20 protein-coding genes, 1 tRNA gene and 1 pseudogene are annotated in these 21,041 nt (G+C 32.5%); 18 read left to right on the top strand and 4 right to left on the bottom strand.

The window, feature by feature from the left end; genetic code table 11:
- Window positions 1-43: 43 nt before the first annotated feature.
- The 7 genes and pseudogenes from G6042_RS01535 to G6042_RS01505 all read left to right on the top strand — a co-directional run bounded on the left by G6042_RS01535 (window position 44) and on the right by G6042_RS01505 (window position 5,316).
- A complete protein-coding gene (locus tag G6042_RS01535; RefSeq protein WP_169522498.1) occupies window positions 44-1,111 on the top strand; it encodes a DKNYY domain-containing protein in 1,068 nt (355 codons plus the stop codon).
- A gap of 118 nt (window positions 1,112-1,229) precedes the next feature.
- Window positions 1,230-1,433, top strand: a pseudogene (locus tag G6042_RS01530) (acyl-CoA reductase); the annotation flags it as partial.
- Between the two features lie 133 nt (window positions 1,434-1,566).
- Complete coding sequence (gene serC / locus G6042_RS01525; protein ID WP_169522497.1) at window positions 1,567-2,661, top strand: 3-phosphoserine/phosphohydroxythreonine transaminase; 1,095 nt, start codon at window positions 1,567-1,569, stop codon at window positions 2,659-2,661.
- Between the two features lie 179 nt (window positions 2,662-2,840).
- Window positions 2,841-3,800 carry a D-2-hydroxyacid dehydrogenase gene (locus G6042_RS01520; protein ID WP_169522496.1) on the top strand — a complete coding sequence of 320 codons (960 nt, stop codon included), beginning with the start codon at window positions 2,841-2,843 and terminating at the stop codon, window positions 3,798-3,800.
- A gap of 66 nt (window positions 3,801-3,866) precedes the next feature.
- Window positions 3,867-4,421 carry a hypothetical protein gene (locus tag G6042_RS01515; RefSeq protein WP_169522495.1) on the top strand — a complete coding sequence of 185 codons (555 nt, stop codon included), beginning with the start codon at window positions 3,867-3,869 and terminating at the stop codon, window positions 4,419-4,421.
- 114 nt (window positions 4,422-4,535) lie between these two features.
- Window positions 4,536-4,973, top strand: coding sequence for a DUF6146 family protein (locus G6042_RS01510; protein ID WP_169522494.1), 438 nt, complete (start codon window positions 4,536-4,538; stop codon window positions 4,971-4,973).
- Between the two features lie 25 nt (window positions 4,974-4,998).
- On the top strand, window positions 4,999-5,316 hold the full coding sequence (locus G6042_RS01505) for a DUF6787 family protein (RefSeq protein ID WP_169522493.1): 318 nt from the start codon (window positions 4,999-5,001) through the stop codon (window positions 5,314-5,316).
- Here G6042_RS01505 and G6042_RS01500 read toward each other — a convergent pair.
- Together G6042_RS01500 and folE are read right to left on the bottom strand one after the other, a co-directional pair.
- Window positions 5,313-5,630 carry a hypothetical protein gene (locus G6042_RS01500; protein ID WP_317168027.1) on the bottom strand — a complete coding sequence of 106 codons (318 nt, stop codon included), beginning with the start codon at window positions 5,628-5,630 and terminating at the stop codon, window positions 5,313-5,315. The genes G6042_RS01505 and G6042_RS01500 overlap by 4 nt on opposite strands.
- A 58-nt stretch (window positions 5,631-5,688) precedes the next feature.
- On the bottom strand, window positions 5,689-6,357 hold the full coding sequence (gene folE / locus G6042_RS01495) for a GTP cyclohydrolase I FolE (protein WP_169522492.1): 669 nt from the start codon (window positions 6,355-6,357) through the stop codon (window positions 5,689-5,691).
- A gap of 142 nt (window positions 6,358-6,499) precedes the next feature.
- Between folE and G6042_RS01490 the strand changes: the two genes are divergently transcribed.
- Together G6042_RS01490 and G6042_RS01485 are read left to right on the top strand one after the other, a co-directional pair.
- Window positions 6,500-7,159 (top strand): ABC transporter ATP-binding protein, encoded by a 660-nt coding sequence (locus tag G6042_RS01490; protein ID WP_169522491.1) that lies wholly within the window; start codon window positions 6,500-6,502, stop codon window positions 7,157-7,159.
- A 3-nt stretch (window positions 7,160-7,162) separates the two neighbouring features.
- Entirely contained in the window at window positions 7,163-7,921 is a 759-nt protein-coding gene (locus G6042_RS01485; protein ID WP_169522490.1) for a TIGR02757 family protein, read from the top strand.
- On the opposite strand, the gene G6042_RS01480 is transcribed toward G6042_RS01485, so the two are convergent.
- Both G6042_RS01480 and G6042_RS01475 read right to left on the bottom strand, forming a co-directional pair.
- Window positions 7,918-8,559 carry a TatD family hydrolase gene (locus G6042_RS01480; protein ID WP_169522489.1) on the bottom strand — a complete coding sequence of 214 codons (642 nt, stop codon included), beginning with the start codon at window positions 8,557-8,559 and terminating at the stop codon, window positions 7,918-7,920. The two genes, G6042_RS01485 and G6042_RS01480, sit on opposite strands and share 4 nt — an antisense overlap.
- Window positions 8,559-9,158 carry a DUF1684 domain-containing protein gene (locus G6042_RS01475; RefSeq protein WP_169522488.1) on the bottom strand — a complete coding sequence of 200 codons (600 nt, stop codon included), beginning with the start codon at window positions 9,156-9,158 and terminating at the stop codon, window positions 8,559-8,561. The genes G6042_RS01480 and G6042_RS01475 overlap by 1 nt, the downstream gene beginning before the upstream one ends.
- 96 nt (window positions 9,159-9,254) lie before the next feature.
- Here G6042_RS01475 and G6042_RS01470 point away from each other — a divergent pair, with 96 nt between their 5' ends.
- The 9 genes from G6042_RS01470 to G6042_RS01430 all read left to right on the top strand — a co-directional run bounded on the left by G6042_RS01470 (window position 9,255) and on the right by G6042_RS01430 (window position 20,657).
- Window positions 9,255-10,487: an MDR family MFS transporter gene (locus tag G6042_RS01470; RefSeq protein WP_169522487.1), complete on the top strand. Its 1,233-nt coding sequence runs from the start codon at window positions 9,255-9,257 to the stop codon at window positions 10,485-10,487.
- Window positions 10,488-10,584: 97 nt separating this feature from the next.
- Window positions 10,585-10,950, top strand: a complete 366-nt coding sequence (locus G6042_RS01465) for a BlaI/MecI/CopY family transcriptional regulator (RefSeq protein ID WP_169522486.1) — start codon at window positions 10,585-10,587, stop codon at window positions 10,948-10,950.
- Between the two features lie 58 nt (window positions 10,951-11,008).
- A complete protein-coding gene (locus G6042_RS01460) occupies window positions 11,009-12,805 on the top strand; it encodes a M56 family metallopeptidase (protein WP_169522485.1) in 1,797 nt (598 codons plus the stop codon).
- A gap of 15 nt (window positions 12,806-12,820) precedes the next feature.
- Window positions 12,821-14,695 carry a M56 family metallopeptidase gene (locus G6042_RS01455; protein ID WP_169522484.1) on the top strand — a complete coding sequence of 625 codons (1,875 nt, stop codon included), beginning with the start codon at window positions 12,821-12,823 and terminating at the stop codon, window positions 14,693-14,695.
- An 84-nt stretch (window positions 14,696-14,779) separates the two neighbouring features.
- Window positions 14,780-15,643: a hypothetical protein gene (locus tag G6042_RS01450; protein WP_169522483.1), complete on the top strand. Its 864-nt coding sequence runs from the start codon at window positions 14,780-14,782 to the stop codon at window positions 15,641-15,643.
- A gap of 176 nt (window positions 15,644-15,819) precedes the next feature.
- The gene (locus tag G6042_RS01445; protein ID WP_169522482.1) at window positions 15,820-18,273 is read left to right on the top strand and encodes an outer membrane beta-barrel family protein; all 2,454 of its coding nucleotides are present in this window, start codon (window positions 15,820-15,822) and stop codon (window positions 18,271-18,273) included.
- Window positions 18,274-18,371: 98 nt separating this feature from the next.
- Window positions 18,372-18,512, top strand: a complete 141-nt coding sequence (locus G6042_RS01440; protein WP_169522481.1) for an SsrA-binding protein — start codon at window positions 18,372-18,374, stop codon at window positions 18,510-18,512.
- Between the two features lie 181 nt (window positions 18,513-18,693).
- A tRNA-Arg gene (locus G6042_RS01435) sits at window positions 18,694-18,767 on the top strand.
- Between the two features lie 1,257 nt (window positions 18,768-20,024).
- Window positions 20,025-20,657 carry a hypothetical protein gene (locus G6042_RS01430; protein ID WP_169522480.1) on the top strand — a complete coding sequence of 211 codons (633 nt, stop codon included), beginning with the start codon at window positions 20,025-20,027 and terminating at the stop codon, window positions 20,655-20,657.
- Window positions 20,658-21,041 lie beyond the last annotated feature (384 nt).

The following is a 21,041-nucleotide window of genomic DNA, read 5'->3' as shown; positions in this document are numbered from 1 at the left end:
TGGTTGCGAGCTATTCCTTGTATATGTTGCATCACTAAAAATAATGAATTTATCTTTTTCTTACAACTATTTTACTATATTTGGTACTAGGATTGTGGAGGTTTTTTCACAGTCTGACGTTGGTGGCAATTATAAGCGAAATCCTACTATGAAAGGGAAAAAAGTAATTATTTTAATATTAACACTTTTATTTTTGACAAGTTGTACTCGTGGATACAAAGTTGAAAATGGAAAAGTTTATTATGAATATTGGAATGAAGGAAGTGGACAAGGAAAGCGTTTAATCGAACAAGCAGACGCAAAAACTTTTCGTGAATTGAACTTTGACAGTGAAAGCAACTTTGAATTTGGAAAAGATAAAAATCATTTATTTATTGATGGAGAAGTTATAAAAAATATAGATCCTAATACCTTTAAATTTATTGGAAACTATATTTTTCGTGATAAAGATTCTGCTTATTTTTTTGGGTTTTATAATGACTTGAATGATTGTGTTATTGAAGGAATAAATCCTAATAAAATTGAATTACTTAAATATCCTTGGGCAAAATCAAACAATATTATAATTCACGGAAGCGACACGATTACTATTGATGATGCAAGTGAATTTAGTCCTATTGATGAAGATTGGGGAAAGACAAAAAAATACATAATTAATAATAATCAAATATTATATGATGCCGATTTAGAAACTTTTAAAACTACAAGTAGTTTTGAAGGAAGGGATAAAAAATATAGTTACGAATCTGGTTTTATTAAAGAAAATGAGTTCAAAAAAATGAATTTCAAAACATTTGATTTTGAAAATAAAGATTTTTGCCAATTTGAACCTATCGTATTTGTTAACATATATGATAAATTAAAATCATATGACGAAGACAAGAATAAAAGGATAGAAATTATAGAAAAACTAAAATCAAAAGGGTTTACAATAAACAACACTAAATATTTAAATTGGTTAGGTGCATCAAAAGTTATTCGAGTTTCTATGACAAATAGTTCGTGTAATTGCGTTGTAGAAAAGCTTTATCGTTACGATTATTCAAAACCAGCAAAAACTAAAGAGATATTTGAAGTGACTGAAAGAATACACTGTAATCAAAAAAAATGAAAATAACTGCCACCAACAGCGGTTTTGTGAGATTGCGAATTTTGTGGTAAATTCACGTTTATATTTCGCAAGAAATTTTATCTTTAACAGAAAATAATCGGTTCCGAAGCTCGCAACCTCGCCTATCTCATCAGTGTTCTATGAATATTACGAAGATATTGAAGTGCTAAAATCACAATTAAAAAATGACGCAGAGCAAATTCAATGTATTGTTTCTAATGACATTATTGATAACAGCATTCCATTTGGAAAAACCCAAAAACCAGAACTTTGGGATTATGCGGATAATGTTGATACGATAGCATTTTTGTTGTCGATTTGATAAAAAATTCGCAATAAATCTTATCAACGAAAACGGTTTCGTTAATAAACCCTATTGATTATTGCGAAATTCTAATCGCTTTTTTTATAGTAGTTTCCGTAATTTGCATCTTTAATTTTTTGAAAATCAAACTATGAAAAAACACAACTATAGTGCCGGACCATGCATTCTACCTCAAGAAGTATTTGAAAAATCAGCTCAAGCCGTTTTAAATTTCAATAATTCGGGATTGTCTATTTTAGAAATTTCGCATCGAAGTAAAGATTTTGTTGCGGTTATGGACGAAGTTCGCGCGTTAGTATTGGAACTTTTAGGTTTAGAAGGAAAAGGTTACCAAGCGTTATTTTTACAAGGTGGCGCAAGTTTAGAGTTTTTAATGGTACCACAAAATTTAATGAAAGTTGGAGGAAAAGCCGCTTATCTCGATACCGGAACTTGGGCAAATAACGCTATTAAAGAAGCCAAATTATTTGGCGAAACGGTTGTCGTTGCTTCTTCAAAAGAGCAAAACTACAATCATATTCCAACCGATTACACTATTCCTACTGATGCGGATTATTTTCACTGCACGAGTAACAACACCATTTTTGGAACACAAATGAAATCATTTCCAAAAACAAATGTTCCAGTAGTTTGTGATATGAGTTCGGATATATTTTCAAGAAGTTTAGATTTTTCACAATTTGATTTGATTTATGCTGGAGCTCAAAAAAATATGGGTGCAGCAGGAACTACTTTGGTTGTGGTAAAAGAAGAAATTCTAGGAAAATCAGGAAGAACTATTCCAAGTATTTTGGATTATGAAAAACACATCAAAGCAGAAAGTATGTACAATACACCTGCTGTTTTTGCTGTTTATACTTGTTTATTAACCTTACAATGGTTGAAAAATCAAGGTGGAATTCCTGCTATCGAAAAAATAAATGAAGCAAAAGCTAATTTATTATATAATGAAATTGACAGAAATCCATTATTCATTGGAACAGCCAATGTTGCAGACCGAAGCAATATGAATGCTACGTTTTTATTAGTAAATCCTGAACATCAAGAAACATTTGACAAAATGTGGAAAGAAGCCGGAATTTCTGGTCTTGCTGGTCATCGTTCTGTTGGCGGTTATCGTGCTTCAATGTACAATGCTTTACCATTAGAAAGTGTGCAAGTTTTAGTTGACGTAATGAAAAAATTAGAAGAAGTTGTGTTAGCACAATCACAATTAGCAGAATAGTCTCTTTTGAGCTGGGTTTTAGCCCCGATTGTAGTGGAAATCCTTTTTTGCGTCAGTTCGAGTTTGCGAAGCAAGTATCGAGAACAAGCAAAAAAGATTGAAACGAAAAGCGGGAATTAGCTCCTAAAATAATTCACAATTTATAATTCACAATTTATAATTCACAATTTACAATTAAGATGAAAATATTAGCCAACGACGGAATTTCTAAAAGTGGAATTAAAGCGTTAGAAAAAGGTGGTTTTGAGGTTATTACCACTAAAGTTGCACAAGAACAAGTTGCCAATTATATAAATCAAAATAACGTTTCAGTGATTTTGGTTCGTAGTGCAACTAAGGTGAGAAAAGATATTATTGATGCCTGTCCAGGATTAAAAATTATTGGTCGCGGTGGCGTTGGGATGGATAATATTGATGTAGAATATGCTCGTAGCAAAGGAATTCATGTAATTAATACGCCAGCGTCATCATCAGAAAGTGTGGCTGAATTAGTTTTTGCACATTTGTTTACAGGTGTACGATTTTTGTATGATGCCAACCGAAATATGCCTTTGGAAGGCGACACCAATTTTGACGGATTGAAAAAAGCTTATGCCAACGGAATTGAATTGCGTGGCAAAACATTAGGAATTGTTGGTTTTGGACGAATTGGTCAAGCCGTTGCCAAAATGGCACTTGGATTAGGAATGAAAGTTATTGCTGCGGATAAATTTGTAGATAAAGCCGAAGTAAAAGTTGATTTTTACAATGGGCAATTCATCAACGTAGAATTTGAAACCGAACCTTTGGAAGATGTTTTCAAACACGCTGATTTTATTACGCTTCACGTTCCTGCTCAAGATGGTTATGTTATAGGAAAAGATGAATTTCAATTACTAAAAGATGGTGTTGGAATTGTAAACTGTGCTCGTGGCGGTGTGATTGATGAAGTAGCTTTAATAGAAGCTTTGGATACAGAAAAAGTAGCTTTTGCAGGATTGGATGTTTTTGAAAACGAACCAACTCCAGAAATTCAAATATTAATGCATCCAAAAATTTCGTTGACACCACATATTGGTGCTGCAACATTAGAAGCGCAAGACAGAATTGGAATTGAATTAGCCGAACAAATCATCAGTTTATTAAAGAACGAAAAGTAATCTTTTTTTATCTCGCTGTGAATTTTTTCATACATTTGATATATTAATCACTTAAAAAAGTATAAAATGTTTGAGCAATTAACAGAACTAGTAAAACAATATGGTGGCGAAGCTGTTGTAAACAATTCGGCTGTGCCAAATGAACAAAATGATGCGGTGATGAGCGAAGCCAGTTCTTCAATCATTGACGGTTTAAAAAGTATGGTTGCCAATGGTAATATTTCTGAATTAGCAGAAATGTTTCAGGGAAATAACGCTGGAAATAATTCAAATCCTGTGGTAAAAAATTTAATCGAGCAAGTTTCTGGAAATTTAGGTTCAAAGTTTGGATTAAGCAGCGAAGCTTCAACTGGAGTTGCCAATAATTTAATTCCTCAGGTTTTGGAAAGTTTAATCAATAAAGCTAAAAACCCTAACGATAGTAGTTTGAATATTCAAGACATAATCAACTCTATTTCTGGTGGAAATGGCGGCAGTTTAATGGATGCTGTTTCAAAATATGGCGGACAATTTGGACTTGACCAAGATGGTGATGGAAAAGTTGGAATGAGCGATGTTACAGCTGCTGTTTCTAAAAAAGGTGGTTTAGGCGGATTGCTTGGTAGATTGTTTGGGAAGTAAAATCATTTATTCATAAAATTTAAAAGCCGTGTTTATTAACATGGCTTTTTTTTTAACACTTTAACAGTAAAACCATTCGAAAAACTTCCCTAATTTTATAGAAATTCTTTTCAGATGAAATCTATTGTTTCAATATTGATTATTCTTCTTTCCGTTATTGGTTGTAATAGCACAAAAGATATTGGAACAAATTCTAATGATATTGCTTCAAGAAAAGTTTCAGATACAGTAAAAATTGCCAATGATAGTTTGGAATATGAAGTCATTATTATCGATCCTGGTTTTAGTTCTTGGATAAATGGTCGTGCTTTTCCTCGTGGTTATCATTCAGAAAATTTTATGCGCTTAAAAAATATTCAATTTGTAACAGAATGGAACATCAGAGTGCAAAATCCATATCAATATGATCCAAATTTATACACTATGCGAATTGATTATGATCAAAATGTAAATTATGGATACGAAGTGAATTATTTAATTTATAATTACTTTATTTATTTTCAAAATACTTTCAATCAAAGGTTAGCAGGTGGATTTGTGCCAAACCGATAATACCTTATATTTGCAAAAAAACAATATGGCAAGTTTTAAAGAACGCTGGAATATTACCTCAAATTGGCAAGTATTTGTTATTTTGGTCGTATTCGCAATTACAGGTTCTTCGTCTGCTTTATTGGCAAAACCTTTTCTATCACTTTTTGGAATTTCAAAAGAAACGCTTTCAGGTTGGATTTATTATCCGCTATACATTATTATGATTTTCCCAATTTACCAAGTACTTTTAGTTTCCTTCGGGTTTATTTTTGGACAATTCAAATTCTTTTGGGCATTCGAAAAGAAAATGCTTCGCAACATGAAACTAGGTTTTATCGTTAATTTATTTGAGAAAAATTAACGACTTTCCTCCTTTTCACCTTTAATTACATAAGTATAAATCCACATTAAGGTAAACGACGGAATAAAATCAGTAAATGGAATTATTTCTTCAAAAAATGTCATAACTCCAGCTATTTTTCCTGAGAAACCTTTATACATTTTTGCCATCATATAAGCAGCAATTGGTGCCCAAAACAAATCGCCTATTTCACCTAAAACAGGAATTAAAAACGTAGCCATTCCTACTAAATCTAGAACAATACTAAGCATTAGTTTTTGGCTTTTGTCAGCTTCAAAAGTGCTTTTCTCTATAGTTTTAATTTGTGTTTCCAATGTGTAAAAAATATAATAATTATTTATAAACTAAATAATTATCAAAACTAATGCCAACTTATTCCGACTTCAATAAATTAAAGAAATCGTTTCGATTTTCCTTTTCATTAAAAACGCCACCGTACTGAATGGTTGATGTAAAACTGCTTTCATCTTTAATACCGCGACTAGAAACACACAAATGTTTAGCTTCCATAACAACAATGACATTTTCTGTTTCCAAAACCGATTTCAGTTCATTGAAAATTTGCATAATTAATCGCTCTTGTACTTGTGGACGACGCGAATAATAATCGACTATTCTATTCAACTTTGACAACCCAATTACTTTTCCGCTAGAAATGTAACCAATATGTGCTTTGCCAATTATTGGTAAAAAATGATGCTCACAAGTAGAATTAAAACTGATATTAGCTTCAACCAACATTTTGTCGTAATGATAACTGTTCTCAAAAACAGATACCTTTGGTTTGGCTGCAGGATTTAAGCCAGAAAAAATCTCTTTGATAAACATTTTAGCAACACGATGTGGCGTTCCTTTCAAACTATCATCTGTCATATCCATACCCATTTCATGCATAATTTCGTAGAAATGATTTTCAATAACTTTCATTTTTTCTTCGTCTGATTTTAAGAAAGCATCTTTTCTCATTGGTGTTTCAGCAGAAGTCATTTGATGATTATCACCTAAAATATCGTATAATTCTTTTTCAATAACAGTTTCCATCTATATTTATTTTTTGTTTAACAAATATAGATAAATATTAAACAAAAAATAATTATTAACAGAACTTTATTAATTATACAACCATAAATAAAATTGATATTAATTATAAAATACTTCGTTTCTTTGTAAAAATTACATTGCTATGATTAGTGCAAAAAATATTCATAAATTCTACGATACTTTAGAAGTTTTAAAAGGAGTTGATTTACACATTGCTAAAGGCGAAATTGTTTCCATTGTTGGTGCATCTGGTGCAGGAAAAACTACTTTGTTACAAATACTTGGAACATTGGATAATCCATCTAAATATAATGAAACTTCACTTGAAATAAATGGTGAAAACATTCTGAATATGAAAGACAAAGAGCTTTCTAAATTTAGAAACTTGCATTTAGGTTTTATCTTTCAGTTTCATCAATTATTACCTGAATTTACAGCTTTAGAAAATGTTTGTATTCCTGCTTTTATTGCTGGAAAAGAAAAAGCAGAAACAGAAGTTGAAGCCAAAAGATTATTAGAATATCTTGGACTTTCTCATAGAATTAATCATAAACCAAGCGAACTTTCGGGTGGTGAACAACAGCGTGTTGCCGTTGCTCGCGCTTTAATCAACAAACCGTTAGTCATTTTTGCAGATGAACCTTCAGGGAATTTAGACACGCATTCGGCGGAAAATTTACATGAATTGTTTTTTAAACTTCGTGATGAATTCAACCAAACCTTTGTAATTGTTACCCATAACGAAGAATTAGCAAACATGGCAGATCGAAAATTGGTTATGGTTGATGGATTGATTACCTAAAATATGAATGCATCAGAACTCAAGGAATTTCTAGACGAAAAAGTCATTTTGTATAACAATCCAAACTTTATTGAAACCGATCCTATTCAAATTCCGCACCGGTTTGAAAGCAAAGAAGATATTGAGATTGCTGCTTTTTTAACCGCAACTATTGCTTGGGGAAATCGTAAAATGATTATCAACAATGCTTCAAAAATGATGACATTGATGGGAAATTCGCCTTATGACTTTGTGATGAACCACAGCAAACATCAACTTGAAGATTTGGATGGTTTTGTACATCGAACATTTAATTCAGTTGACTTTCAAACGTTTATCATTGGGTTAAAAAATATTTATACAAATCACAATGGTTTAGAAGCTGTTTTTGCTTCAACAGAAAAAACCATGCAAGAAAATATAAGCGAGTTCAAGCGATTGTTTTTTGAAATTCCGCATAGCAATCGAACAACCAAACACATTTCGGATCCATTGCAAGGTTCGGCTGCCAAACGAATTAACATGTTTCTCCGTTGGATGGTTCGTCAGGATAATTGTGGCGTTGATTTTGGCATTTGGAAAAGCATTTCACCATCAAAATTATCTTGTCCGTTAGACGTTCATTCGGGAAATGTAGCTCGAAGATTAAACTTGTTAACCCGAAAGCAAAATGATGCTAAAGCATTATCAGAATTAGACACGAATCTAAAATTATTAGACCAAAACGATCCTGTAAAATATGATTTTGCTTTATTTGGATTAGGTGTTTTTGAAGGATTTTAGAAAACTTTTTTCCAATTCTTTTCAACCATTTTTTGTAATTCTTCTAAAGAAATAGTTTTACACAAAGCCGCTTTTTGATAGACTTCTTCCAAGGTTTCTTCGATGGTATCGGTTTCGAGAAAGAATTTATCGTTTGGTATGGATTTAAAAACAGTTTCCATTTCTTTATTACGAAGTAAATATTTCCCAAACGAAAGATAAAATCCGTTATCGATTAGTTGCTTGGCGAGTTGTTCACTTTTTGAAAAACCATGAATAACAATTGGAACTGAAATTTTTAAGCGCTTTTTTATTTCGATTAATTCATCAAAAGCAGCAACCAGATGCAATACCAATGGTTTTTGATACTTTTCGGCTAAAGCGATTTGTTTCTCAAAAACTTCGATTTGCAATGCCATTGGAACTTCAATTCGCTTATCTAAACCACATTCGCCAAGGGCTAAACATTCCGATAATTTCAGTTTTTCTTCTATAACTTGTAAATCCGTTGCTAATCGAGTTTCATCAATATACCAAGGATGAATGCCAACTGAATAGTTTAAAATAGTTTCATCAAATTCCCATGGATATTGATTTACCAGTTCAAAAACATCTGGATTATTGGTAAAATTATGGGTATGTAAATTGTAGAATTTCATTAGTCGTGGAATTTTTTAACTCCGGCTTTTATAGCAATTGGCAAATCGTTTTCCATTGGAACAATTGGGCATGAATATTTGTAATTATAAGCACAATAGGGATTGTAAGCTTTGTTGAAATCAATCGTCCATTCGAGTTCTTTTTGGATACGACAATCAATATATCGTCCGCCAATATAAGTTTCTTCGCCATTTGTCGTATCTGAAAACGGCAAGAAGAGATAATCTTCATAACCTTCTTTTTTAATCAAATCCAAATTTTGATATACGCTCAACTTGTATTCGTTTCCTTCAAAAGTAAAATGTAACTCGCCATATTTTTTATAAACAGGAAGTCGCGCTGTGGTGGTTTTCATTTCAAAAGGCTTTTCTTTTCGCGTTCGAATGAATTTCGCTTTAATGATGAATTCATCCGATATAGGAAAAAAATCCAAATGGGTAAAAGTTTTAAAATCTTCTTCCGTCAACGGACTTTTCTCTTTATCGGCGTAACTTTTATTGAGTTCATCCTGAAATTCCTGAGCTGTTTGAGTAGCATTTTCTTGTGCAAAAAACAACGAACTTGCAAAAATGAATACGATTGAAAACAATGATTTCATAAAAAAGTATTTTCAACAAAAATAGTTCAAAAGTCCTAAAGTTAACACAACAAAGTGAACTAGAACTTTGTAAATTTGCTGTATCAATCAATCATCATGCTGCAAACTGCTCTTCAACGCTACATCAATAACTTCAAAGGTTTTTCAAGAGAAATCTGGATATTGACTATTATCACGTTTATCAATCGTGCTGGAACAATGGTTTTACCTTTTTTGTCCAAATATTTAAACGAAGATTTACACTTTTCCTATAGTCAAGTAGGTTGGATTATGGTATGTTTTGGCGCAGGTTCGCTTCTTGGTTCATGGCTTGGTGGAAAACTGACCGATAAAATCGGGTTCTATCGTATTATGATTTTTAGTTTGCTCTTTAGCGGATTAGGAATGTTTACACTTGTTTTTATCAAAAGTTTTACGGGTTTATGCATTGGTATGTTTATTTTAATGAGCATTGCCGATATGTTTCGACCAGCCATGTTTGTTTCACTTGGCGCATATGCCAAACCTGAAAACCGAACTCGAGCGTTGACTTTAGTTCGATTAGCCATCAATCTAGGATTTGCCGCTGGACCAGCAATGGGTGGATTAATCATTATGGGAATTGGCTATGAAGGATTGTTTTGGGTTGACGGAACTTCGTGTATTGTTGCTATTTTAGTATTTTGGCTTTTGGTAAAAGAAAAGAAAAAATCAAAGTTTCAAGACAAAGAACATCCTGGCGAAGTATTGACGACTTCCGTTTTTAAAGACAAACCATTTTGGTTTTTTCTCAGTATGTGTTTGATAACCGGAATATTATTTTTCCAACTCTTCAACACCATTCCGTTATATCACAAGAAACAATTTAGTTTAACCGAATTCCAAACCGGTTTGTTGTTAACCATGAACGGAATAATGATTTTCTTCCTCGAAATGCCGATTGTAAGCTTTGTTGAACGAAAAGGCATCAATAAAATCAAAGTGGTAACCTTAGGTTGTTTTTTGATGGCAATTAGCTTCTTTTTGTTACTTGTTTCAGGGTTTACCTCTGTTTTAGTGATGATGATGATTGTGATGACTTTTGCCGAAATGTTTGCTTTTCCTTTCTCTAATTCTGTGGCATTAAGTCGCGCACCAAAAGGTCACGAAGGTCGATACATGGCAATTTATACGATGAGTTTTAGTTTGGCTCATATTTTTAGTCCAATGATTGGAATGGAAATGATTGATAAATTTAGTTTCTCGTCCAACTGGATTTTAATGGGAAGCATTGGATTAATTGGAACAATTTTAGGAATTATAACCTATCAACTCGTTCAAAAAGAAATACTTAAAAAACAACTCTCTTAAAAAATAGTTAAATAACTATAAAAATAGTTGCGTAACTACAAAAATAGTTATACGTTTGTTCTGTCCATTTAGGAAAACGATAAAAAACGAAATGACTATGCAAAAGTTAACAAACAAAGAAGAAGAGATTATGCAAATTTTATGGAAGCTAAAAAAAGCTTTCGTAAAAGAAGTCCTAGCCGAAATCACCGAAGATCAACCTCATTACAATACACTTTCTACCATCATCCGAAACTTGGAAGAAAAAGGATTTGTTGGACACAATGCCTTTGGAAATACACATCAGTATTTTCCAATTGTTCAAATGGAAGATTATAGAAAACGTTTTATGAATACCGCTATCGAAAACTATTTTGATAGTTCGTATAAAAACCTTGTTTCTTTTTTTGCCGAAGAAGAAAAGATTTCGGCTGACGAACTAAGAGAAATTTTAGCTATTATAGAGAAGAAAGACGATAGATAAAGGATGTTACACATTCTAAATTCTGAATTCTAAATTCTAATTTTTTAATTAACAAACTATGGAAACCATTTTCATTTACTTATTAAAATCCAGCGGATTGATTGCTATGTTCTACTTGGCGTATCATTTTTTGCTTAGAAAAGAAACTTTTTTTGACAGCAACCGATGGTTTTTACTATTAGGATTGATTACTTCACTCCTATTGCCGTTGTATTTTATAAAGAAAGTGGTTTATGTAGAACGACCAAAAGTAACTGTAAATGATTTTGTTTCCTATGCCGAAAAATCAACAACCTCTTTTTCTGAAATTCCTGTTGTTGAAACGTTTGATTGGATACAATTTATTGGATTTAGTTATATTATTATAGTTTGTGCTTTTGGTCTAAAAATTATCTTTAATTTAGTTTCACTATTTTTAATAATAAAAAATAATCAAATAACTAAAAAAGAACACTTTAAGTTACTTAACTTAAATAAAAATATTACTCCATTTTCTTTTTTTAATTACATTGCATACAATGCCGATTTGTATTCTAAAGAAGAATTGCAAAGTATACTTCAACACGAAAAAATACACAGCCAAGAAAAACACTCAATAGATGTTTTACTTATTCGCTTGTTTTGTGCTGTTTTTTGGTTCAATCCATTCATTTGGTTGTACAAAAAGGCAATTCTTCAAAATCTAGAATACATAGCAGATAACAAAGCAACCAAACATTTAGAAGACAAAAAAGACTATCAAATAACTTTATTGAAAGTAGTTGCTAATCAAAACTGTCTATCAATTGCAAATAACTTTAATCAATCATTAATCAAAAACCGTATCGTTATGTTAAACAAGAACCATTCTAACAAAAAGAATTCATGGAAATATGCAGTCGTGCTTCCTTCTTTAATTTGCTTTATATTTTTATTTCAGGTAAAAGTTGTGGCGCAAGATCAATTTATTGAACTCAAAGATGGAACAACTACTGTTTCTGAATCAAAAGAAGTAACGGAAATAGATCAAAAAGAAACAGGTGAAATTGGATTGTTTCAAAAATCAGATTTAAAATCTAAAGAAGTAAGTTATGTTTTTGATAAAATTTCAACTGATGCTGAGTTGAAAAATGATGCTCAAACACTTAAAAGAGAACATAATATTGATTTGACATTTTCTAAAGTAAAAAGAAATAGTAAAGGCGAAATAATTGCTATCAAAATCAGTTATGACGATAACAAAGGAAATAAAGGAACGACAGAACAGATTAGAGATATTCCAATAAGAGCAATATTTTTTAGAGCAATTATATCTGAAAATGGTAAAAATGAATTAGGTTTCTATGACAATTCTGAAATGAGAGCAGAATTCAAGGATAAAAATACTAGTGATAAAATAGCTTTTATTGAAAATATAAGCGATGACGCTTTGATTTATGTTGATGGAGAAAGATATACTAAAGAATTTCTAAATGAACTTGATCCAAAAGGATTAGAAAAAATAGAGGTTTTAAAAGATCTAAATTCATTGAAAAAATATGATGCAGTAGGCAAAAAAGGAGTAATTGTCATTACAACTAATTGGTCAACAAAACCCGCCGTTCCAAAATCTGATTCTCCAGTCATTTTTACACTAGAAAACGGAAATGAAATTGTTGTACACAATCGTGCTAATGTCAAAATACCTGGATATCCAATTATAAACTTTACAGAAAATGAACCTGTTTTTATTATAGATGGAGTTCAACAAAAAAATTCCAGATTATCATTAGAAAGTATTGATGTTTCAAAAATTAAAACAATCAAATTATTGAATAAGAATAATGAAGATCCAAAAAATAATGATACCTACAAATTTATAGTAACCACTAAGTAAGATAAATCAAACTCTATGGAAACCATTTTCATTTACTTATTAAAATCCAGCGGATTGATTGCTATGTTCTACTTGGCATATCATTTCTTGCTTAGAAAAGAAACTTTTTTTGATAGCAACCGATGGTTTTTACTATCAGGATTGATTACTTCACTCCTATTGCCGTTGTATTTTGTAAAGAAAGTGGTTTATGTAGAACGACCAAAATATACCATGGAAGATTTGATTGCTTTTTCCAATCAAAATCCGGTAACAATAAAAGAAGTTTCGGCTGTTGAAGCATTCGATTGGATGCAACTGGTTTGGGTTAGTTATATCATCATCGCTTCGTTTTTAGTGATCAAAATCATCTTGAGTTTTATATCGCTATATCGAATGCTTTTTCAACAGCAAATTATTAAAAAAGAACAATTTAAACTAGTTAATCTAAATCAAAACATCGCTCCTTTTTCGTTCTTTAATTATATAGTTATCAATCCCGATTTATATACAAACGAAGAACTGCAAAGCATTTTATTACACGAAAAAATCCATAGCCAAGAAAAACATTCCATCGATGTTTTAGTAGCCAAATTGTTTTGTGTTGTGTTTTGGTTCAATCCATTTGTTTGGTTGTACAAAAAAGCCATTTTACAAAATCTAGAATACATTGCCGACCAAAAAGCGATGCATCAAATGGAAGACAAAAAATCGTATCAACGCGCTTTATTAAAGGTAGTTTCTAATCAAAACTGCTTATCGATTACCAATAATTTTTATCAATCATTAATCAAAAAACGAATCGTTATGTTAAACAAAAATCAATCACGCAAAAGAAATTCATTAAAGTATGTACTCATCATTCCTGCTTTAATTGGTTTTATCTTACTGTTTCAAATTCAAACCATTGCTCAAGAAAAGAATTCGGTTGTAGCTTTTGCTAGTCCAATCAATGAAGTAAAAGTTAAAATCGACAAAAACTCATCAGAAGAAAAACTAAAACAAGAAGCCAAACGTTTGAAAGAAGAACACGGAATTACTTTAAAATGTTCCAAAGTAAAACGTAATTCTAACGGCGAAATCACTGAAATCAAGGTAGAATACAAAGACAAAAACGGAAACAAAGGTACTTCTCATATCAAAGGCGATGAACCAATTGAGCCATTTGTTTTCTTTAAAAGTGATAATAACCTTTTAGGTTTTTCTAAAGCAAAAACTCATACAGTAATTTCAAGTAATGATAAAATGGTTGTAAATGGTAATCACGTTATCTTAAAAGGTTTAGGAAGAATTGAAATTGATTCAATTACAAACAATGATATTGCCTATGGTATTGGAATAGATGAAGATATAGACAACCAAACTGTTACCATAACAAGCGGCAACCATCCACAAGTAATTGTAAACGGAAAAGTAATTACAGATAATAAAGCAATTGCTAATCTAATGAACATGAATTCTATAGAAATTGAAAAAGCTTTAGCCGAAGCAGACAAAAATTTATCCATGAGTTATTCATACAGCAGTGATGACGATGACAATATTACCATCAATGGAATAAAACTTTCTGATTATAAAAGTGGTGCTGTTAGCGATGCCAGAGTTCAGGTAAATAAAATGAAACCTGAAATGAGAGAAAAAGTAAAAAAAGAAATCGAACGTTCTCGCATTCAAATTGCTAAAAGCCGTGAAGATATCGCCAAAAGTCGTGAAGATGTAATGAAAGCACGTGAAGAAATAGCCAAAGCAAGAATAGAAACTAGAGAAGCTATAAGAAATGCGGCTGCATTACATTCGGATAAAACCAAAAGTGAGATTGACAAAGTTAAAGCCGAAATTGAAAAAGTAAAAGCAGAAATGGCAAAAGCCAAAGAAGAATTGGCAAGAGAAAAAGCAAAGCAAAAACGTTAAATTTTTGTAAACACTGTTTCAGAAATTAAGACAACTTTTTAAGTTTGAATTCAAATAAAAGCAATAATTTAAAACCTATAGAATATGAAAAACAAATTGAAATTAGCCGTAGCCTTAGTGCTTACCTCTATTTTTAGTTTTGCTCAAACTAGCAGTAAATCATTTACTTGGGACAAAAAACCTTCTAAAGAAAATGTAGTAATGACTTGGAACGCAACTACGCCAGAGCAAGAAATGAAAGACGATATCAAAGCCTTGGCAGAATATGGCGTTACCATCAAATATGCTAATGTAAAGCGTAATGACAAAAACCAAATCACCGCTATCGACGTTTCCTACGAAGATAAAAACGGAAGCAAAGGTTCGTTAAGCTACAAAAACAACAAACCTATTGCGACGATTAAATTCTACAAACAAGACGACGAAGTAGGTTTTGGAAATCCATCCAATTCATTTGAAGATGTAATGGCATTTAGCGATTTTGGAAATGGCGAAGCGTTCAAGCTATTCAACTTCAATTTTGACAACGATAGCATTCCGTCGTTTAAATTTTCTACGCCTGAAAAAAAATCGATTACGACCAAAAAAAGAAGCATTTATAAAAAAGACGGTAAAAAACCATTGATTATCGAAAACGGTCAAGTTGTTGAAGGTGGCGATGATTATACTGCTGAAGAATTAGAAAAAATCAAAGAAGAATTTGGAACCAATGAAGACGATGAAATCAGTATTTTCTCTGACTTTAATTTTAATGAGCAAAAAGATTTATCGAAGCAAATGGAAAAAATGCAAGAGCAAATCAATAAGCTGATGGAGAAAAATGGTTTAAGTGATAATAAAGAATTAGAAGAATCTAAAAAAGAATTAGAAAAAGCCAAGAAAGAACTTCAAGAAACCAAAAAGGAAATCGAGAAAACAAAGTCTAGTTTGAAAACTAAAAAAGTATAACAAACTGTAACAAAATCTATTGAGAAGCCACTAACCTATCTAGTGGCTTTTTTTATTCAAAATTGTAACAAAAGTCAACTTCAACTTCAAAAATCAATATCAATATCAACTTCAATATCAATATCAACTTCAATATCAACTTCAATATCAACTTCAATATCAAAAATCAATCAAAAATGAACAAATTAATCCTAATCACTACAGCTTTCCTATTAGTATTTGTAACCCAAGTTTCAGCACAAAACGGTTACAGCATTGCTGGAATAATCAGTAACAACCAAAACAAAGCTTTAGCATCTATTCAAATTACGTTGACTAATGCCAATGATAATTCGGTGGCAAAAATCGAAATCAGTGATGCTGATGGAAACTTTGCTATTCAAAACCTAAAAGAAGGCAATTACAAAGTCGTTATCGATGATATGGAATATTCGCCGTATCAAAGTGAAACGATTAGTTTAAACGCTTCAAATCCAAAAGCGAACCTTGCTCCTATTATTTTAACTTCTAAATCGGCAACCGATTTGAATGAAGTAGTGATCAAAAAGAAAAAACCATTTGTAGAAAACAAAATCGATAGAACCGTTGTCAATGTGGATGCATTTATTACCGCTGCTGGTGGCGATGCTATGGATGTTTTGGAGAAATCTCCAGGTATTATTGTGGATCAAAACGGAACGATTACTTTCAAAGGTAAATCGGGAGTTCAAGTGTTTATTGACGATAAACCAACCTATCTTTCGGGAGCAGAACTAGAAGCGTATTTAAAATCACTTCCGGCTAGTACTTTGGACAAAATAGAATTAATGACTAATCCGCCAGCAAAATATGACGCAGCTGGTGGCGCAGGAATTATCAATATCGTTTCTAAGCGTTCCAAAGTGAGAGGTTTTAATGCCAACTTAACTTCTCGTTTTTCTCAAGGGAAACGTAGCGGAAACCGTCAAGGATTGAATTTTAATTATATGGAGAATAAAATTCGTGTCTTTGGAAACGTTGGCTATGGTGAAAACAACCCAATTAATGATTTATTTATTTTCAGAAAGTTTAAGAATACCGATGGTTCGACCAATAGTTTGTTTTACCAAAATAGTGATATTGATACCAAAATAAAGTCAACCAATGCCCGAATTGGCATGGATTATTATGCTTCAGATAAAACGACTATTGGGTTTGGATTATCAGGTGTTTTAAGAAATAATAACCAATTTTCGGATGTTCGAAGTGAAGTTACCGATGCTAATTCGGTATTAGATTCTTCTATTGTTGCGAATAATCTAAACAAGCAAAAGTTCAAAAATGGCGGAATTAACTTTAACCTTCGTCATGAATTAGACAGTTTAGGACAACGCATTACGGTGGATTTGGATTACTTAAAATATGACACTTCTAGCAAGCAAACGTTTAACAACTATATCTACCAACCTGATAATTCACTTTCTAGCCAAGATCAATTGAAAGGTTTCTTGCCTTCTGATTTGAATATCTATGGTTTAAAAACTGATTATACCTTGCCGTTTAAAAACGGAAGCACGTTTGAAACGGGTTACAAAGTAAGTTATACTCAAACGGATAATATTGCCGATTATCGTGATGTTGTTAATGGTGAAGAAATACCTAACTATAGCACGAGTAATCACTTTAAATACGACGAAATTATAAATGCAGCGTATGTCAATTTCAATACCAATTATAAGCGTTTTGGTATCCAAACGGGTTTGCGTGTAGAAAATACTGAATCGAGAGGAAATCAATTGGGTAACGTAGAACAAGCTGCCTCTAAATTCAAGCGAAATTATACTAATTTGTTCCCAACGGTTTTTGTACAATACAAACTAGACAGCATCGGCAATAATCAATTGGTTGTGAATTATGGAAGACGTATCAACCGACCTTATTTTCAAGACTTAAATCCGTTTATTAGTCCGTTGGACAAGTTTACCTTCTATTCGGGAAATCCTTTCTTAAATCCATCGTTTGCTAATAATTATGAGTTGTCTTATCGTTACAAAGGAATGTTTTCTACAACACTGAGTTATGGTTCGTCAAAAGATGATATTAATGAAACAATAGAAATCAATGACGGCATTTATTACAGTCGTCCAGGAAACATTGGTAAAAGTGAGTATTTTAGTCTTAATGCCAATCTTCAATTGGAGTTTACCAAATGGTGGACTTCCAACACTTATACCGAAGTAACACATGCTAAATATAAAAGTAAACTCTACACCGAAGACTTAAACTCGTCGGGAACGTTTTGGGTATTTTCGATGAATAATAGTTTTAAGTTCAACAAAGGTTGGTCGGCTGAATTGAGTGGTAATTATCAAACCGATATTGTTTCGGCTCAGTTTGTGTTGTTGTCGCGTTCCAATATCAACATTGGAGTGCAAAAGAAATTATTGCAAGACAAAGCCACGATTAAGCTTTCGGCTAATGATATTTTCTATTCTAACATGAACAACGGAATTATCAAAAACCTTCAAAACACCGATGCCAATTGGACCAACAAACTCGATAGCCGATTTGTTGCGTTAACGTTTACCTACAGCTTTGGAAAATCGTTTGCACCTAAAAAACAGTACAATTCCAATGGTGCACAAGACGAAATGAACCGAGTTAAGGGATAGTTTCGAGTTGGGAGTTGCGAGTTTCGAGTTTGAAGTTGACTTTTGAAGTTGCTATTGCTATTGAAACTTTTCTTTTCTTTGTATAAAGTTATTTTTATATGTATAAACTACTGGCTAAACTCAACAAACTGCTTCTTCCTAGCTTTACCAAGCAAGGATTGGATGTTTCAAAAGCAAAGAAATGGCAACTGGCTATTATCGCTTGGCGGTATTATGTTACTTCTCGGGCTTTGGATTAAATTTAGAATTTAGAAGTTTTGAATTTGAAGTTGCTTTTTGAATTTGAAATTGAAGTTGTCATTGCTATTGATATTGAGAATGTTAATTTGATTGGGGTGATTTATATTTAAAATTTGAAATTTTATATCTAATTTTATTTGCAGCATTAACAATATTCTCTATATTTGCACCCACAAAAAAGGCCTCGTGGCGCAACTGAATAGCGCATCTGATTACGGCTCAGAAGGTTACAGGTTTGAATCCTGTCGAGGTCACGGAATAAAGGAAAGCTCTGATGAAAGTCGGGGCTTTTTTTATTGTTTTAAAGAAAAAAAACAGTGATTTTGGTAATGATGGAATTGTTTTTTCTATTCTATATGCCTATGCATTAGTAAAAATAAAAAACGAGGTGTTTTTAGAGACGGAATGGTTCTAAATCTTCAAGCGGTATTCCGCTGTAGTGTGCGTAATCTTTGAACGTTACCTTATAACGCTTAGCGGTTTTGCCGTAGAAGACTTTCATGTCAATCATTTTTTGAGATGCTGTACGCGGTGAACAGCCTTCTATGCGAGCTATATCACTAGTGGTAATGCAAATCTTTAATAGTTTTACTGACATTTTCTAATTTCTTATACTGGCGGCTATTTTTTTCTTGGGTTTTCATTGTTAGTGTTTTTTAAATTAATTTGGTGTATTTCTTTTGTGAAAAAGAATACTACAAACATAGCATTAAATAGATGAAGTTAAAAGTTTAGTTTTTAACAAAAAAGCTGAATTATTAACAAAAATGACATGTTTTATAAACACTTATAATTGCTTATTGTGTTAATTATATTTATTAATTGTGTTGTGAATACTAACTTTCTTTTGACCGCTCTACTTTTCAATTGTATTTATTAACTTTTATTGGGTTTTGTGAAATGTAAAAATGTGTTGATAAGTGAAATTTTTATATTATTGGTGCTTCTCGATACTATTTTTATAATAACAAACTGGCATTTGAAGTAATGAAAATCACTCGAAGTGACGGATGCAGGATTGTTTCTTATTTTCTGGGTTATTTTTTATGGCTTGTTTATGCTTCAACGATACTTCTTCAATACTTTATCTATACCTTATCTATACTTCTAGCATACACTCGGCATACTCTATTAATACACTGGTCATACACTCCTGATACACTAAGGGTATTTATGATAGTAATTTAGGATGGGTATTCTTTTTTTATACCTTTTTGTATATCAGGTTTTTAAAGGGTTATTTCGGCAATTATGGTTGTTTTATGTCTTTTTTGGAGATTTATAGCCACTATGGTCTTTTTTTAGCAACTTTGGTTGGATATGGCAGAATTGACAAGGGCTGGGAAGCTTGCTCGATAACTTTGCGTCATTATTAATTATTAATTTTTTTTAAGATGGCAAAAGTTAGAAGCTTGATTAAAATGGAAGGTACGATGGAAGATCTTACCTTCTACAAGGGAACGGATGGTTACCTTGTGCGCACCCGCGGTGGTGTTAGTAGAAACCGAATTTTGAACGATCCTGCGTTTGCTCGTACCCGAGAGAACGGAATGGAGTTTGGTAGTATTACCGGTTCGGGGAAATTGTTGCGGACTGCATTAGGTCCGATGGTGTTTAGAGCGAAAGACAGTAAGCTGACTAGTAGGCTCGTGAAGGTATTGGCGCAAGTCAAAAACATGGACACTGTTAGTGCTCGTGGTTCTCGTAATGTAGCAGAAGGACTGTCTAGTAGTCCTGCCGTTGCGCTTTTGGAAGGATTTGATTTTAATGTTAAAGCTTCGCTGGGAAGTATTTTGAATTCGATTGTTACTGTGGATGATGCTACTGGAACGATTAGTATTGCGGAATACAATCCGTTGGAACAAATGAGAAGTCCTGAAGGTGCTACTCACTTTAGTTTGCAAGCGGGGTTTTTAAAGATTGATTTTGCCACTGGCGCTTATGAGCTTTCTTTAAGTCCTGAGGATGTTTTTGCTTTGGAAAACAATACTGTTACGCCTGAGCTTATTCCTGCTGCTGTCCCTACTCTAGCTGGTACTGGAATGCATCTTCTTTTGATTGAGTTTTTTCAAGAGGTGAATGGTTCGCAGTATATGTTGAACAATGGTGCTTTCAATGTATTGAACTTGGTTAAGATTAGCTAGGTTGGTTGGGTTGTTTTTGGGAAACGTCTCTCTTTTTTGGGAGGCGTTTTTTTTTAGGTTCCCGCCTTCGCTGGAATGACAATGCGCGGGAATGAGAAAGGGAAATTTTTTTGCCACAAATTGCACGAATTAGCACAAATTATTTTTGGATTGAAGGATTGAAGGACTTGGGGATTGGAGGATTGAAAGATTGAGGGATTGAAAGACTGATGGATTTTTTTTCTCGCAAAGACGCTAAAGCGCAAAGATTTTTTACCATATAAGGTATTGAAGGGCATTTAATTGATCGCTTTGCTCGTGGTTTTGCCACAAATTGCACGAATTAGCACAAATTAATTGGTGTATAGTTTTTTTGCCACGGATTTGACGGATTTGGGTTTCCGT

It is taken from the genome of Flavobacterium solisilvae, assembly GCF_012911605.1.
In the GTDB taxonomy this organism is placed as follows: Bacteria; Bacteroidota; Bacteroidia; order Flavobacteriales; family Flavobacteriaceae; genus Flavobacterium; species Flavobacterium solisilvae.
Note: the sequence above shows the minus strand (reverse complement) of the source record. Positions and strands in the feature narration are given on the sequence as shown.

Coding starts and splice junctions, on each gene's coding strand:
- G6042_RS01460 (WP_169522485.1), top strand. CDS start 11,009: ATGGAAACCATTTTCATTTACTTATTAAAATCCAGCGGATTGATTGCT.
- G6042_RS01515 (WP_169522495.1), top strand. CDS start 3,867: ATGTTTGAGCAATTAACAGAACTAGTAAAACAATATGGTGGCGAAGCT.
- G6042_RS01470 (WP_169522487.1), top strand. CDS start 9,255: ATGCTGCAAACTGCTCTTCAACGCTACATCAATAACTTCAAAGGTTTT.
- G6042_RS01455 (WP_169522484.1), top strand. CDS start 12,821: ATGGAAACCATTTTCATTTACTTATTAAAATCCAGCGGATTGATTGCT.
- G6042_RS01450 (WP_169522483.1), top strand. CDS start 14,780: ATGAAAAACAAATTGAAATTAGCCGTAGCCTTAGTGCTTACCTCTATT.
- G6042_RS01510 (WP_169522494.1), top strand. CDS start 4,536: ATGAAATCTATTGTTTCAATATTGATTATTCTTCTTTCCGTTATTGGT.
- G6042_RS01480 (WP_169522489.1), bottom strand. CDS start 8,559: ATGAAATTCTACAATTTACATACCCATAATTTTACCAATAATCCAGAT.
- G6042_RS01505 (WP_169522493.1), top strand. CDS start 4,999: ATGGCAAGTTTTAAAGAACGCTGGAATATTACCTCAAATTGGCAAGTA.
- G6042_RS01520 (WP_169522496.1), top strand. CDS start 2,841: ATGAAAATATTAGCCAACGACGGAATTTCTAAAAGTGGAATTAAAGCG.
- folE (WP_169522492.1), bottom strand. CDS start 6,357: ATGGAAACTGTTATTGAAAAAGAATTATACGATATTTTAGGTGATAAT.
- G6042_RS01440 (WP_169522481.1), top strand. CDS start 18,372: ATGTATAAACTACTGGCTAAACTCAACAAACTGCTTCTTCCTAGCTTT.
- G6042_RS01490 (WP_169522491.1), top strand. CDS start 6,500: ATGATTAGTGCAAAAAATATTCATAAATTCTACGATACTTTAGAAGTT.
- G6042_RS01535 (WP_169522498.1), top strand. CDS start 44: ATGAATTTATCTTTTTCTTACAACTATTTTACTATATTTGGTACTAGG.
- G6042_RS01485 (WP_169522490.1), top strand. CDS start 7,163: ATGAATGCATCAGAACTCAAGGAATTTCTAGACGAAAAAGTCATTTTG.
- G6042_RS01465 (WP_169522486.1), top strand. CDS start 10,585: ATGCAAAAGTTAACAAACAAAGAAGAAGAGATTATGCAAATTTTATGG.
- G6042_RS01445 (WP_169522482.1), top strand. CDS start 15,820: ATGAACAAATTAATCCTAATCACTACAGCTTTCCTATTAGTATTTGTA.
- serC (WP_169522497.1), top strand. CDS start 1,567: ATGAAAAAACACAACTATAGTGCCGGACCATGCATTCTACCTCAAGAA.
- G6042_RS01475 (WP_169522488.1), bottom strand. CDS start 9,158: ATGAAATCATTGTTTTCAATCGTATTCATTTTTGCAAGTTCGTTGTTT.